Origin of the sequence: Exiguobacterium sp. ERU653 (assembly GCF_018617775.1) — a bacterium.
GTDB classification, from domain to species: domain Bacteria; phylum Bacillota; class Bacilli; order Exiguobacteriales; family Exiguobacteriaceae; genus Exiguobacterium; species Exiguobacterium marinum.
Map to the genome: position 1 here is coordinate 1 of NZ_JACSKV010000005.1, position 14648 is coordinate 14648.

Consider the following 14648-nt stretch of genomic DNA (forward strand, 5'->3'; position numbering starts at 1 on the left):
ATCAAAACATAAAATGAAACATTACAAAAGGAGAGAATTCTTATGAAGAACCCAGCGTTAGAATTACAAAAAACAACCCGAAGCAAAAACGTAGACCAAGGTGGATCAAGCGGTTCAAGTAGCAGTAGTTCAAGTAATGATTTTAATAGTAGCTTCAGTATTTTCTGCTAATCAAAACATAAAATGAAACATTACAAAAGGAGAGAATTCTTATGAAGAACCCAGCGTTAGAATTACAAAAAACAACCCGAAGCAAAAACGTAGATCAAGGTGGCTCGAGTGGTTCAAGTAGCAGTAGTAGCTCAGATTTCAACAGTAGCTTCAGCATTTTCTGCTAAATTCTTGTTTTGAATTTTTGGATGATATCTATTCATGTACATACAAGGTATCATCCAAATTTTTATATTTAACATTTAGTTAACTTACTTAAACATATAATTGCCTAATCGAAAACCTTGTTAAAAGAAAAGGACACGGATAAGAAATGAAAAATGGAGTCTTCAAGTTAATAAAAATTAATAGATCAATTGTAGTTGGAATAATTATTAATCTATTTGCTATTGTGATGACTGTCTTAGTTCCTCTATCTGTAAAAGAATTTATTGATAGTAATAATGAGTATAGTATGAACTTTAATTGGGCGTTTGTTATTTTCGGATTACTAATTTTACAAACGATCTTCACATCAATTGGTACATACCTAATTACTTCTGAAGGTGAAAAACAAATTGCAAAAATTCGAATAAATGTCAAAGAACATATATTAAATTTACCTGTTAAGTATTTTGACGCTAACAATAGCGGTGCTATATCAAGCAGGGTAATAAATGATGCTACATTACTTAGAAACTTCCTAACTATTAATATTCCTCAGATGATTAATGGCTTGACAGCTATTTTAACTTCTATGGCAATACTCCTTTATCTAGATTGGAAACTGGCATCGTTATTATTTATCATTTTCCCTCTAAATGTACTACTGACTTTTCCAATGAGTAAATTAAGTAGAAAAATTTCGATGGAAACTCAGAGAAGTCTAAGTAATTTAATTGGTATTACTTCAGAAAACATAAGTAATATTCGAACAATCAAACTTAACACCGCAGAACAACATACCTTGTCAAAGTTTACAGAAGAAGGAGATCAACTTAAAAATCTTTCAATAAAGTCAAACTTAATATTTGCTATAGTAAATCCTTCACAAAAGCTCTTTGCAGTGTGTCTCATCATTTTAGTGGTACTGTACGGTGGCTATAGAGTAGAACAAGGTACGCTTTCAACGGGAACTATGATTTCATTTATGATTTTCTTATTTCAATTGATTGGTCCGGTAAATAGTGTTGCTGACTTTTATAATCATTATATGAGAGCACAAGGTGCAACAGAAAAAATAAATGAAATTCTAGAAGAAAATTCAGAAGAAGAAAATTCAAAAAATGATTTTAATAAAGTGGATACTTGGAATTTTCAAGTTGCTCAAGCTAGTACTTTAAAATTGTCTAACATCTGTTTTTCACACGGACAAAGAAGTATTTTACATGATATTAATATGGAGTTTAAGAAGGGTGAAAAAATTGCTATAGTTGGCCCGACTGGATCTGGAAAGAGTACATTAATTAACTTAATTACAAGATTGTACTTAGTTGATGAAGGAGAAATCCTATTAAATGAGCGAAATTCATACAATATTCAATTACATCAATGGCGTAATCTATTTGGAGTGGTTTCACAAGAAAATTCTATTTTGAGTGGTACGATATATGACAACTTAGTGCTTGGATTAAAAGAAATACCGAATGATAGTGATATTCATGAAGCATTAGAAATGTCTTGTCTATCGAATGACGTTTCCAAGTTCCCAAACGGAATCCAAACCTCGATAGGCGAAAAGGGTATGAATTTATCTGGTGGTCAGAGACAACGTTTACAAATTGCTAGAGCTATATTGAAAAATGCTCAGTATTTAATCCTTGATGAGGCAACATCAAGTCTTGATTCATTTACAGAGAAAACAATTATTAAAAATTTATCTTCAAGCGGTAGCAAGAAAACTGTAATCTCGATCGCTCATAGATTATCAACGATAGTTGATGCCGATCGAATTTATTTTATTGATAATGGAACTATAAAAGATTCGGGTAGCCATACTGAATTATTAAAGAAAGTACCAAAATATAAGCGTTTTGTCGAAGATCAATTAATTAAAGATAATGTAATTACAAATGTAGGATAAAAATTAAAAGGAGAATTCTATATGGAAATGACAGATTATTTGAAGTATTCAAAAAACAAAAAGAGTCCATTTTTTGGTTTTGACATTGTAAAAGATGTTCTCGACGGTACTTTTGATATACCACCGTTTCGTGAAGATCATTGGACAAAATATTCGGACGAGCATTGGATTAATATTATTTCAAATAAATATGATTTTCCTTCTCAAGGATGGAAAATTCACATCTCTGCTGATGTAAGTGATGCTCAAAATCTATTATTTGATGTAGCTCAATTTTTAATTGACCAAAATATTTCATTTAAGTATGTACCTAGTTTAAGAACTTTGATGAATAAAAACGTAAAGTACGCAAATAGAGGAGCATCAGGAAAGTTTATAACTGTATATCCTAAAGACACTGAACAATTTATACATTTATTAGATCAATTGAAAAACATTACAGATGCATATGAATTGGGACCTTATATTTTAAACGATCAACAGTGGAAAGAAAGTAATGTTTTCTTTAGATACGGTGGTCTTAAAAAAGTTGTGAAATTAGTAAACGGAAAAGAAGTATTAGCTATTAAAACACCTGATGGAGAATTGATTGAAGATCAACGAGTACCTTATTATCATCTTCCAGATTTTGTTGAGGAACCTGAGATGATTCAATCTCAAAATACTTATCCTGCAGAAGATGAATTCTTTAAGCTAAATGAATTTACTATTTTAGAGGCAATACATCACAGTAATGGCGGAGGTGTATACATTGCTGAAAAAAATGGACAAAAGATTATTTTAAAAGAGGGGCGAAGTAAGTCGGGAATTGACTCTACTCGAACTGACGCATTTCAGCGAAATAAAAATGAATTTTATAATCTTGATCGATTAAAAGATGTTGATACAGTAATAAATGTTTATGAATATTTTACAGCATGGCGACACAACTACTTCACTGAAGAATTTCATGAGGGAAGAAACTTACAAGCCTTCATTTCACAAGAGTTTCCTTTTACAACGAGTATTCAAGAAAAAAATAATGCTTATGTTGAAAAATGCGACATCATTTTACAACAGTTAGTTTCTACGATTGATCAAATCCATAGCAAAGGTGTAGCGATGGGAGATCTCAGCTTAACAAACATCATGATTGATGATCAAACACTAAAGATTAAACTGATTGATTTTGAAGCAGCAAAAACACCTGATAAAAAATTCATCGCGGCTGTTGCAACACCAGGTTTGTTTTCAAATGAAGCTCAAACATTTAGAGAGGCAGATTGGTTTGCTGTTTATAGAATTTCGCGATTGCTTTTCTTACCCATCCCTAATGTTGTTGATATTTCACCACAGTTAGCTCATATCCATGATGAAGCTATTCAAAATAAATTTGGAGAACGAGCAAGAAAAATTTTACAAGATATTGAGAGTCGTGTAGCAAAATACACAAATTTGCAGCCTAAGTCTTCAGGAATTGAATCTAAGCTAAACATTCCTGTGAGGGAGCTTAATTCAAAGAGTATTGAAGAGACCATGAGTGGCTTACAAAAAGGTATTCTAAATAATTTAAAAGTTGATAATATCGGTTTAACTGAAGGGAATGTTAGGCAATATCTTGAAAGGGATAATATTTATAAACATAACATTGCTTATGGTTCTTTTGGGGTATTAATGTCTTTAATTCGGTCTGATCGTACCTTGATACCTACAATTAAAATTAAATATAGCAATTGGTTTGAAATTATTGTTCCTTATGTTGAAAATTACTCTAAAAATACGTGGAGTAAGATTGGTCTGTACGATGGCTATTCTGGAATTATTACTGTGCTTTACGAATTAGGATACAAAGAAAGAGCATTGAACATTCTTGATCAATTGATTAAGCGTTGTAGTTATGAGCAAATTGAAGCAATTGAAGATATTTCAATTGAGTCTGGATTATCAGGTGTCGGTTTATTATTGCTTTCATTTTATGACATTTTAAAAGATGAGAAGATATTAAATTGTGTTGATCATATCTACAATAGAATTATTCGATTATATTCTCTTAAGGAAGAAACTCCTTTCGAAGACTTAGAAACTCCAATAAACTATGGTCTTTTAACCGGCTGGAGTGGGGCAGCACTTTTCTTATCTAAGTACGATGATTTACTTGATAATAGAAATACAGAAATCGCTTATAAAATTCTAGATGATTCATTCAATGCAGCTTTAGAGTCCGAGGAAGTTGATGAGTTATATATTTTGAAGCATGACTTAGAGATCCGAAAAGCTATTCCTTATTTAAGAGAAGGATCGGCGGGATTGAATCTGGCAATGCTCGAGTTCAAAAAAGACAATCCAAACTATTTAAATGAATCTCGTGAACGAATTCTGAAGCGTTTCAAAAAGAGCCATGAATTTTATTGTTCAGCTACTGCTGGACTAATGGATGGATATGCAGGATTCCTTAGTGTTGCACAGGCTAATGATATTTCGAATTCTACTACTTCAAATTCAAAAGAGGTAATTCTAAGCGGTTTAAATAACTTTTTAGTACGAAATGGAACTGAAGAATTGTTAAGTCCAGGAGCATTCAATTTGAAGTGTTCTATGGATTTATATACGGGATCTGCAGGTGTATTACTCACCTTAGCTGACTTGAAAAAAGATAAATGGGGATCATTTTTACCAATACCAGATAGCGGTGTTAATCTATTTAACTCCACTCCGGTCAGAAGATCATTAAAATCAGCAATATTTATTTAAATGGTAACAACCACTTCGACATTATTTAAAGATTTGTCTTTTTCAAAGGGGATTAGTATTAATGGGTAAACTGAAAGTAAAGCTGTCACGTTTTTCAAGTTTGTTAATAGAAAATAAGAATAGAGAATCTCAAGAAAAATTCAAAATTATTATTGATACAGCGAAAAAGATCTTAGAAGGACCACATCCAGGCCGGATTTTTGATTATATTTATACATTAGGGAAGCCCACTCAATTTCAAAGAATAGTTGATTGTATAGATGGATCAATTAAAAATAACAATGACTCAGGAATTGACCAATTATTTATGAATATTTCACCTATAGAAAGTCGCAATTTATATGAATTACTTTCATATAAAACAATACAAGAGGATATTCAATTAATAAATCCGAGTAAATATTTGATATTCTCTTATCCCTGGAATCAAGAGCGTTTATTTAGTGCCTTTATGGAGGTGGGGAATGAAGTAGGAAACCCCTGGGAGCATCAGGATTTAAATCATCGACTTACGATGATTGACCCGATTAAAATAGGCGTGATAGATAATGGAAATCACTCTGCGACTATGAATATCATTTCAAATGAGGCTCAATTTAAAGCTACTCAATATGTTGATTTGGAACCATGGTTTAGCAAAATTTACTCTGATGGAGTCCACTTTAAGTCAATCGCTGATCATAAGGTTATTGGCCGAGTTACTTCTCTTGAAATGGCGGCAATTTTCGAAATTGGTAGATTACTAATTCAGAACGATCGAGATACAAAATTGTCATATTGAAAAAATTTGACTAGCAATCAGTATTGTTAAATACGACTTTATACGTTACTTTGATGAAACTAAATAAAAAGGTATTGAAATTCATTAGTGAGAATTTCAATACCTTTTTAAATTACGAACTATTCTGTTGAAGGTTTCGTTCCCGAAGAACAGCAAGCTCTACCTGTTCTTGTAGTCGATGTTCAAACGCTTCTTTTTCACGTCGAAGAAGTTGAACTTCTAAATGAAGTTTTTGATTCTCTTCTTCGAGTTGTTCACTCCGACGCGTTTTACTTTTTAATTCATCTACAGCATCCATTAAACTCTGGTTTTGACGATTTAATTGTTTTTGACTCTCTTCTAATTTTCGAATATTCCCTTCCAAATCAAAGATCGTCTTTTTATGAACCTTCAACTCTTCTTTCGCTGATTGTTTCTCAGTCTCTAGTGCATTTAGTAAGTTTTGTTTATCTGTATGTAGTTGGTCCAATTGCTGTTGAAGTTGTTCTAGCTCTTCCTGATGTTGCATGACTTTAGCTTCATATTCTCGATGAAGGTCTTCACTTTCCTTCACAACACTGTCTTCAAGTTCACGTATCGTTTCAGTATATTGAATTGTCATGCGTTGAGTTTCTTTTTGTTGCTTCTCTAAGCGAAGAGCTCGTTCATGAAAGAGTGAAGTAATCTGATTAAGTGTTGTTTCAAGTACATTATTCTCTTCATCGATTAATGGGTCTGGTGATTGTTTATCAGCTAATTGAATAAACTCTTCAAATAATTGATTCGTCGTTAGTTGTCGTTCTTGCATTAAACGTTGAATATGTTCTGTCACTTCTTCAGAGACACGAAATGATTTTACTTTTGTTTCGTTTGAGGCCATATCATATTCACTCCACGTCATTTTTTTTTAGTATACCATACCGCATGTATCCCATTATAAACTCGAAATACTATGAACCTAAGACGAAAAAAATAAAGGGTTTCCCTCGTAAAAAAGGTAAAATTATACTTATCATCGATTTGGAGGACACATATTAAATGATTAAATTGAGTTATGCAAAGAACGGATCACGACTCTTTCATATTTCAGAGGTGCATGACCGCGATAAATTGTATACATGTCCATTTTGCAATGAGCAAGTTCTGTTTAAAAAAGGCGAAGCACGCGAACATCATTTTGCACATGCAGCGCACTCAAATTGTTCCGCATCACAAGAAACGATACTACATTTTCATGCAAAGCATTACCTTGCAGATTTGATTAGTGGATCAAGTACATTAAACGTCGAATTTCAATTTTTATGGAGTGATCACTCTAAAGTACTAAAAGATTTAAGCGAAATGATACCCATTCAAAATGAAGGAACGATACAACTTTATGATATTTTGGAATACTACGGTTATTTTCCGGAGATTGGAGAAATCGAGAGAAAAGTAGGACCTTATATCGTGGATGTGTTTGCAGCGAATGAGGAACTGCAAAATAGTATTTGTTTTGAGATATTCGTAAGTCATCAAATTGAACCTGAAAAGCGAGCCTATTTTATTGAGCATCAAATCCCGTTCATGGAGCTAGTTCCAAAACAATTCAGTACAACCCATGTCGAATTTAAACTTCACGATTATTATTTACCCGGTTTCTTTGACGAGAAAGTGAATCAAATGTACTGAAGTATTTATTTAATACATATAAACAAGACTTACATATACAGCTTATACAAGAAGAGAGTGTTTTACCTGAGCTCCATTTAAAAAAGCGAGCTGTTCAAGCATTGAGAAAAGAGCTACTCGATCAACCCGAGATCGGAATGAATAATCAGAAAGTGTTAGAAGGTGCACATTATCTCATGTGCCAAGCGCATAATGCTGTGATTAAAAAAGAGGTCACAGTGAAAAATATTCGTTACGGAAAATCAAAGGCCGGGAAGCCTTTCTTAACCATTAATGATGGTAGGTACTTTGTTGCAGCGGAGACGAACATATTTTATGACTTATTAAATAAGATGATGCGAAGAGCAGAAGTAACAGCTTATATTGGGGGATGGAATGATTTATCGCGAGATCAAATTATAGGATTTGATTTCCCTATCCCAAATCTCGACAAAGTTGAAAATGCAGCAAATAGAATTGTAGATCGAACACTAAATGAATTTGAATTCAAAATTGAACAAAGACTTCGTCAAATAGAATCAAATGAAGTGAATGAGTAAGGTCAAATAAATGAAAAAGGTGGAACCATACGAGAATGAACTCTGAGATTAATTTTAATGCGATTCTAACGCACTTATCTAAGTACGCAGGCGAGAAATATACAAGTCCAGATCGAGTACCATTAGAAACTAAAGATGAAATGATAGAACGGAAAAAGAGCGGTGGGAGAGCCGCTGATGAATTACATAAATTATCAAAAGCATTTGCGAGTATGTATGATTTAATTCCCCCTTCAAAATCTAAATGGTTAGATGGTTCGAATACGGCGATTCGTTCTTATCTATGGGCACAATTAAAACAAGAAGGTCATGTACATATTCCAACTAGTCTTTCAATATTTGCTGAAAAAGTTCAGGGACAGGTACAGTTCAGGTTATCAATTGAGTTAAAACAAGAAGGGGTAACCGAGGAAGATAGAGAAAGACATCACCGTTTACTAGATTATCCACTTCCAGAAGACACACATTACTCATATGTCATATCAACTGATCAAACGTTAGGCTTCATGAACAGTGATGAAACTGCAGAAGAAATTCGAACTAAAATAAACTCAAAAGAGTATAAGAAAGTACAGCTCGTGTACATGCTGTCTTCGTCCGAGATCGAAGAACGTGAATATTCAAATGAAAACATTTTTGAAGAGCTATCAAAGGCTTTTGAAATACTGAAACAATGCTATGACTACATTATTAAAGATACTCCCCCTTCTGACCAACAATCGTTAAAAATCGGAAACACTAAGGAGAGTCAGTCGATGTACGATAAAAATATTATTCTGTATGGACCGCCTGGAACCGGTAAAACGTATCATACCGTTTTATATGCAGTAAGTATTATTGAACATGTCTCGTTAGAAGCTCTTCAAAGTGAGTCTTATGATGACGTATTGAAGCGATACAATAGCTACAAAGTTAAAAACAGGATCGCGTTTACAACTTTCCATCAATCATATGGATACGAAGAATTTATAGAGGGGATCAAACCAACTCTAGATAGTGAACAGATTCAAATTGAGTATCAAATTCAGCCAGGAATTTTCAAAGATTTTTGTGAAACTGCTAGTGAACCTGGGGATTTTTTAACGTCCTATGGAATTAAACGAAATGCACAGATTTGGAAAGTCTCTCTCGGTGGAAGTGGTGTGAGTGAATTAAAACGTGATTGTTTTGAGAATAATCGAATCCGAATTGGATGGGATCACTTTGGAGAAAACCTATTAGGCGGAACAAAAGAACCAGAAGGAACTGTAAAAGATATTCTAAATAACTTTCAAAATGAAATGGAGGAAGGGGATATTGTTTTATCCTTAAGTGATCAAAAACACATTGATGCGATCGGAGTCATTATAGGTGCGCCTGAATGGTTAGACTCTAAAGAGGATTATGTAAAAGATAAGAACAATCTTGAAATTACTCATTATAAACGTAGTAGAAAAGTAAAGTGGCTCGCTAAAGATATACATGAAAACATATTAGATTTAAACGGCGGAAAGGTCCTGGTTCAAAAAACTGTATACAAATTAAATCGATTAACGTTGCAAGATATACAAACTATTTTACAGCCACATATACCACAACAAGGGCTGGTCACATCAAAAAATAGGGAACCCTATGTTTTCATTATTGATGAAATTAACCGAGGAAACATTTCAAAAATTTTAGGCGAACTAATCACACTCATTGAACCTTCGAAACGTATCGGGGCGGATGAAGAAATGAAAGTCCAACTCCCTTATTCAAAAACTGAATTTGGAGTTCCCGATAACATATACATTTTAGGAACGATGAATACCGCGGATCGATCCATTGCATTGATGGACACTGCACTGAGAAGAAGGTTTCAGTTCATTGAAATGATGCCAGATGAGAATGTCTTAGCCGGAGTAATCGTCGACTCAATTCGTGTAGAAGACATGTTGAGAGCGATGAATCAACGAATCGAAGTGCTATATGACCGTGAGCATATGTTAGGACATGCATACTTTGTATCACTCAAGAGTAATCCGACACTTGAAGCGTTGAGTAGTATTTTTATCAATTCAATCATTCCATTGCTACAAGAATACTTCTATGAGGATTATAGTAAGATTCAAATGGTTCTAGGGGATAATGCAAAAGAAGATTCTCTCAAATTTATTCGAGAGTCTGACGTAAACGTTCAATATGTTTTTAAAGGCAATCCAGAAATTGACTTACTGGAGAAGCAATATACATTGCAACGATCGGCCTTTTCTAATCCAGCAAGCTATCGAGAGATTTATGAATAATGGTAAAAGCTAAAGTCATTGAAGTGTTAGAGCATGATACTTTAGCGGTTGGTACCGGTCCTAATGGGATTGATCAAAAATCATTCGATCAACTAGAGCAAATTGTTCTCCAGATGAATGTCATATCTGGAGACTCAGCAGCGATTGACTTTTTGTCACTTTCCGCTAAGCGTGGTGTTGGGAAAGTAATTCGAGCGAAAAATTACGTAGGTGTCTTACAAATTAATCAGCATCAACAAATTCAAATCCTCCCTAAAATTCACGGGGTAACGAAATCAGAATCAAAAACAGTATTGTTAAAAATGCTAAAGACACTTGGGGACTTTCCAAGTAAATCATTTAATGTGGCTAGTTTGAGTATTGAAGCTATGCCTCTGTTTGAAGTGTTCATTAGATTATATATTCGAGAAATGCAGATCATTATTCGTAAAGGGTTACAATCTAGTTATTATCCTGTTGAAGATAACTTAACGGTTTATAAAGGTAAAATGAATTTCTCGAAACAGATTCGCCATAACCTAACGCATCGAGAGCGATTTTATGTGTCATATGATGAGTTTGGCCTGAATCGAGCGGAGAATCGCTTGCTAAAGACTACGCTTGTATACTTAAACAAAATATCTGCAAATGAGTTAAATCGAAAAGATATTAAACAGTTACTTTATCACATGGATGCCGTTGAAACATCATCCTCTATAGAACACGATTTTTCACTGGTTCAGTTAGGTCGAAATATGATTCATTACGAAAATGCTTTAAATTGGGCTAACGTGTTTTTAAATAAGCAGAGTTTTACAAGTTTCTCCGGGGATATTGCGATGAATTCTTTGTTATATCCAATGGAACGATTATTCGAAAACTACGTAGGGAAATCCTTGAAGCATTTATTGCATGATTCAAATTGGAACGTATCATTGCAGGATCGTAGTTATCATTTATTCGAGAAAAAATTCGCTTTACGGCCAGATATTGTGCTTCGTCATAGCGTCACACAACAAATTATGATTATAGACACGAAGTGGAAAGTACTCGAAAATCTACCAAGTCGCAACTATGGCATATCACAGGCAGACATGTATCAGATGTATGCTTATGGAAAGAAATACGGCACAAACGAAATCTTTTTAATGTATCCTTTGCATGACGGATTCCATGTTGATGAAGATATCGTATTTACGAGTGATGATGGGATTCAAGTAAGAATTGTGTTTGTTCAGTGTGAAGATATCGAACAAAGCTTAATATCGTTTATCCAAACGTTTTTATCTTAGGGTGTAAACATTTCGACGTCGAAATGTTTACATTTGAACTCTATTGTGTTGTATACAAAAAAGAATGTTGCTACATGATGTAGCGACATTCTTTTTTTATAATTCTGGAATGCGTAAGATGTCCTTAAATGTATACCAGGTTTCCTCGAGTTCTGTCTTATTAGGGATATAGATAATAAGACCATCACGCCCTCTAGTTAAATTGACGCGATATGCATTTCGTTTGATCTGGAGCGGGTCCTCAACGTTTCGTTGAAAATGAGTTCCGACCCATTGGCCATCTTTTACATAGAAGTCATTGTCCCACTGCAATATCGCGAAATCGAGCTCTAGTCCTTGCGACTGAAACTCAGTGATTGCGTAATTTAACGTTCTACAATAGAAAGGAGAAGTAGGTACGTTAAAAAATTGCGCAATTTTTGAAGGACTCTCGTATCGATCATTACGAGGTATTACTTTAATTTCTTTTTGATGATCTGCTCCACCTGCGCAAACAACACCAATCGTTTTGGTATCATCTGTATACAGATCTCGAGCAACCATTTTTGCTATGTCAAGATTTTGCGTAATGCGGAGATGGAAGCGTGACGTGTCTAAGTGTTGTCCGATTGTAGCAGCGGTTTGAAAATCTGCATCAATGATACTTTTAACAAAGCGACTATATTCGAGTGCTGCATGTGATCGTAAGGAAGTGTCTAAGTGCAGCATTTCAGATGATTGGACACAAGTAGCATGCGTAAAGAGTGCAGCATCCTGTTTACCGTGTACGATCACATGTTTATCAATCAACGCCTCATTCCATAAAGGATGGCCTCCCTCTTCTCCAGAATATATTTCTTGCCCTTCACCGACTAAGCCAATCGTGACACTCCAATTTTTGCGTTCGGTCGCAATATTCATGACAATGTCGGGCTCACTCAGGTTAGGAATAGGTATATTCTTATTTACTAACGACTGATTTACTTTATTCGTATCCCATGCGCGTTGTGCTTCATCAAAAATGATAATTTGTTCGTGTGGAGTCGATTGGCGTTTTAAGTAATCCATTTTGTAGTTATATAGACTTTGCACAAATGTACGATTTTGAAGTGTATGTTGAAGTACGTCTACAAGTGGTCCATTTCCAGATAGATAAATGGCTTCAGGGTGATCATGTGCGATTCGTAGACCTAAGTATGTTTTACCTGCACCGGGTTCTCCGGTAATCAAGACAAGATGATGCTCATTATGTGATTTTGCTTGTTCAATAATGGATTGTACAGATCTGTATACATGTTCAAAATTGCTACTATCAAGAGCTCGAACACGTGGAAGCGGTTCCTGCTTCATAATGATTTGTGCCGCTTCGATAATTGATGGAGCGGGTTGATAAGTACCCTCTAAAAACTCTTCGACACATAGAGCGGGGGAATCATTTCGTATTAATACTTTGTTGATAATTCGCTTAAACCCATGCATCGATGCGAGATAAATCTTATATTTATTATCTAATATCAAGCGTTCATCTCGGCAATTTGTAAAGAGTAAAATACCATGAACCTCGATTTCTTTATTTTGTACTGCTGAATGGTATTGTTCTAGATCTCGGACATATAAAGAGGTTTGCAGATTTTCTACATCGCCTGGGCTACATGAATTGTAGCTTTTACACTCAATCACAAATAACTGATTGTTGACGAGTAATAAAACATCCGGACGGCGACCTCCACCTCTTAAAATCTGATATTCAAAGAGGAGATATGCGTTCAGATGAGGGGTTGTTCGGAAAACAAGTTGTAATTTTTCATATGTATCAATCCAAGCCCGATGTTGGCTATCTGAAGCGTCTGGAATCGACTGATGTAAAGCTTCTAAAAATTGATGTTGATCTAGCTGTAAAAACTCCGGAATGCTTCCGTTCCATCCTACGCTCATGTTCGTTCCCTCCATACTTCTTTCATTCATTTAAAAGTATATCGCATGAATAACTCATTTCCTCTTCTTGTAAAATGATAATCATCCCCTTTCAATAACTGATAATATAGTTAAATAATGTATGGTATAGGTGCTTAGCTTGTTGAAAGATAAAAAATATAAAGCCTTACATCAATTCGATCCGATTAAACGAACGTTAAGTCAGGAGTACGAATTGATTGGAAAGCAGCATGCAGCTGAATCTATTCGGCAGTGTAGTCGAATTGTCTTAGAGCACCAGTGTGAGGAACATGTCGATCAAAAGAAAACAAGTATTCAATATTGTAAGAATCGATATTGTCCGACGTGTACTGTTCATCGTTCTCATATAATTGGTCAAGAATTGGGTCAAGCCATTGAGTGGTTACATGTACATAAGGTTCGACATGAGAATTGGATTTTCTTAACTTTGACGATTCGAAATTGTGATCATGATAAGTTAGCTAGTCAAATTGATTTAATGATGAAAAGCTGGCAACGATTTTCGCAGCGCAAAGCATTTCGCTCTGTTGTAAAAGGGTGGTTTCGAGCACTGGAAGTTACATACAATGAAAAGGAACAGACTTTTCATCCGCATTTTCATGTATTAATCAATGTACCCCCATCTTATTTTTCAGGGAAATACTATTTGTCACAATCGGTTTGGATGCGTCTGTGGAAAGAAAGTTTAGGTGTTTCATACGATCCAGTGGTAGACGTTCGACGTGTTCGTTCTCACAAGTCAGATACAAAAGACGCATTAACACGAGCGATTTTAGAAGTCTGTAAGTATCCAATGAAAGTATCCGATTTAAACAGCATCATGAAGCACCAGGTGTTTGATTCATTTGAGAAGGCCTTATTTAAGAGACGACTGATTGCGTTTGGAGGGAATTTAAAAGAATCTCTTCATCAAATTCGATTAGAACAAAAAACGACGAATGAGACGACATCTTGTCAGGTATGTGGCTCCCACTTACATCGACACATCTATGTATGGTCAGAAGAAATAGGGCAGTATCAGAATTGTTCACAACGTATCAAGGAAAGGAACGTGTGGTAATACCGCAGGCATCCTTTCCTTTTTTGTGCGTTTAAAAGATGGGCAGACAAGCTGCCCGATGAATAGAGCGAGCTCTTTTTCGCAGATCAGTATTGAGACATCGTCCACGATTTATTGACCTTCTGCCGGCTGCCGCCGGGTTAGCCTGAAATTTTATGAATACTTCTTTCGATGCTGATTCG

The 14648-nt window shown here is 34.8% G+C and carries 10 protein-coding genes; 8 read left to right on the top strand and 2 right to left on the bottom strand.

Annotation, left to right across the window (positions count from 1 at the left end; translation table 11 throughout):
* Positions 1 to 484: 484 nt before the first annotated feature.
* The 3 genes from KNO95_RS13190 (at position 485) to KNO95_RS13200 (ending at position 5744) form a co-directional block, all read left to right on the top strand.
* A complete protein-coding gene (locus KNO95_RS13190; protein WP_214879260.1) occupies positions 485 to 2233 on the top strand; it encodes an ABC transporter ATP-binding protein in 1749 nt (582 codons plus the stop codon).
* 21 nt (positions 2234 to 2254) lie between these two features.
* Positions 2255 to 4963: a class III lanthionine synthetase LanKC gene (gene lanKC, locus KNO95_RS13195; RefSeq protein WP_214879261.1), complete on the top strand. Its 2709-nt coding sequence runs from the start codon at positions 2255 to 2257 to the stop codon at positions 4961 to 4963.
* Between the two features lie 61 nt (positions 4964 to 5024).
* Positions 5025 to 5744 carry a DUF6710 family protein gene (locus tag KNO95_RS13200; RefSeq protein WP_214879262.1) on the top strand — a complete coding sequence of 240 codons (720 nt, stop codon included), beginning with the start codon at positions 5025 to 5027 and terminating at the stop codon, positions 5742 to 5744.
* A 112-nt stretch (positions 5745 to 5856) separates the two neighbouring features.
* Here KNO95_RS13200 and KNO95_RS13205 read toward each other — a convergent pair whose 3' ends face one another.
* Positions 5857 to 6603: a hypothetical protein gene (locus KNO95_RS13205; protein ID WP_214879264.1), complete on the bottom strand. Its 747-nt coding sequence runs from the start codon at positions 6601 to 6603 to the stop codon at positions 5857 to 5859.
* A 158-nt stretch (positions 6604 to 6761) separates the two neighbouring features.
* Here KNO95_RS13205 and KNO95_RS13210 point away from each other — a divergent pair, with 158 nt between their 5' ends.
* The 4 genes from KNO95_RS13210 to KNO95_RS13225 all read left to right on the top strand — a co-directional run bounded on the left by KNO95_RS13210 (position 6762) and on the right by KNO95_RS13225 (position 11471).
* Positions 6762 to 7394, top strand: coding sequence for a competence protein CoiA family protein (locus KNO95_RS13210; protein WP_214879266.1), 633 nt, complete (start codon positions 6762 to 6764; stop codon positions 7392 to 7394).
* Between the two features lie 137 nt (positions 7395 to 7531).
* A complete protein-coding gene (locus KNO95_RS13215; protein ID WP_214879268.1) occupies positions 7532 to 7933 on the top strand; it encodes a hypothetical protein in 402 nt (133 codons plus the stop codon).
* Positions 7934 to 7968: 35 nt separating this feature from the next.
* Positions 7969 to 10200 carry an AAA family ATPase gene (locus KNO95_RS13220; RefSeq protein ID WP_251128385.1) on the top strand — a complete coding sequence of 744 codons (2232 nt, stop codon included), beginning with the start codon at positions 7969 to 7971 and terminating at the stop codon, positions 10198 to 10200.
* The gene (locus KNO95_RS13225) at positions 10200 to 11471 is read left to right on the top strand and encodes an McrC family protein (protein ID WP_214879270.1); all 1272 of its coding nucleotides are present in this window, start codon (positions 10200 to 10202) and stop codon (positions 11469 to 11471) included. Before KNO95_RS13220 ends, KNO95_RS13225 begins: the two co-directional genes overlap by 1 nt.
* Positions 11472 to 11567: 96 nt before the next feature.
* Here the strand turns inward: KNO95_RS13225 and KNO95_RS13230 are convergent, their stop codons facing one another.
* Positions 11568 to 13385, bottom strand: a complete 1818-nt coding sequence (locus KNO95_RS13230; RefSeq protein WP_214879272.1) for a DNA/RNA helicase domain-containing protein — start codon at positions 13383 to 13385, stop codon at positions 11568 to 11570.
* A 142-nt stretch (positions 13386 to 13527) separates the two neighbouring features.
* Between KNO95_RS13230 and KNO95_RS13235 the strand changes: the two genes are divergently transcribed.
* Positions 13528 to 14466, top strand: a complete 939-nt coding sequence (locus tag KNO95_RS13235; RefSeq protein ID WP_214879274.1) for a protein rep — start codon at positions 13528 to 13530, stop codon at positions 14464 to 14466.
* Positions 14467 to 14648: the final 182 nt, after the last annotated feature.

What these genes read in the sequence shown, in the direction of transcription:
- KNO95_RS13225 (WP_214879270.1), top strand. Translation starts at nt 10,200, where the DNA reads ATGGTAAAAGCTAAAGTCATTGAAGTGTTAGAGCATGATACTTTAGCG.
- KNO95_RS13215 (WP_214879268.1), top strand. Translation starts at nt 7,532, where the DNA reads ATGAATAATCAGAAAGTGTTAGAAGGTGCACATTATCTCATGTGCCAA.
- KNO95_RS13210 (WP_214879266.1), top strand. Translation starts at nt 6,762, where the DNA reads ATGATTAAATTGAGTTATGCAAAGAACGGATCACGACTCTTTCATATT.
- KNO95_RS13230 (WP_214879272.1), bottom strand. Translation starts at nt 13,385, where the DNA reads ATGAGCGTAGGATGGAACGGAAGCATTCCGGAGTTTTTACAGCTAGAT.
- KNO95_RS13220 (WP_251128385.1), top strand. Translation starts at nt 7,969, where the DNA reads ATGAACTCTGAGATTAATTTTAATGCGATTCTAACGCACTTATCTAAG.
- KNO95_RS13205 (WP_214879264.1), bottom strand. Translation starts at nt 6,603, where the DNA reads ATGGCCTCAAACGAAACAAAAGTAAAATCATTTCGTGTCTCTGAAGAA.
- KNO95_RS13190 (WP_214879260.1), top strand. Translation starts at nt 485, where the DNA reads ATGAAAAATGGAGTCTTCAAGTTAATAAAAATTAATAGATCAATTGTA.
- KNO95_RS13200 (WP_214879262.1), top strand. Translation starts at nt 5,025, where the DNA reads ATGGGTAAACTGAAAGTAAAGCTGTCACGTTTTTCAAGTTTGTTAATA.
- lanKC (WP_214879261.1), top strand. Translation starts at nt 2,255, where the DNA reads ATGGAAATGACAGATTATTTGAAGTATTCAAAAAACAAAAAGAGTCCA.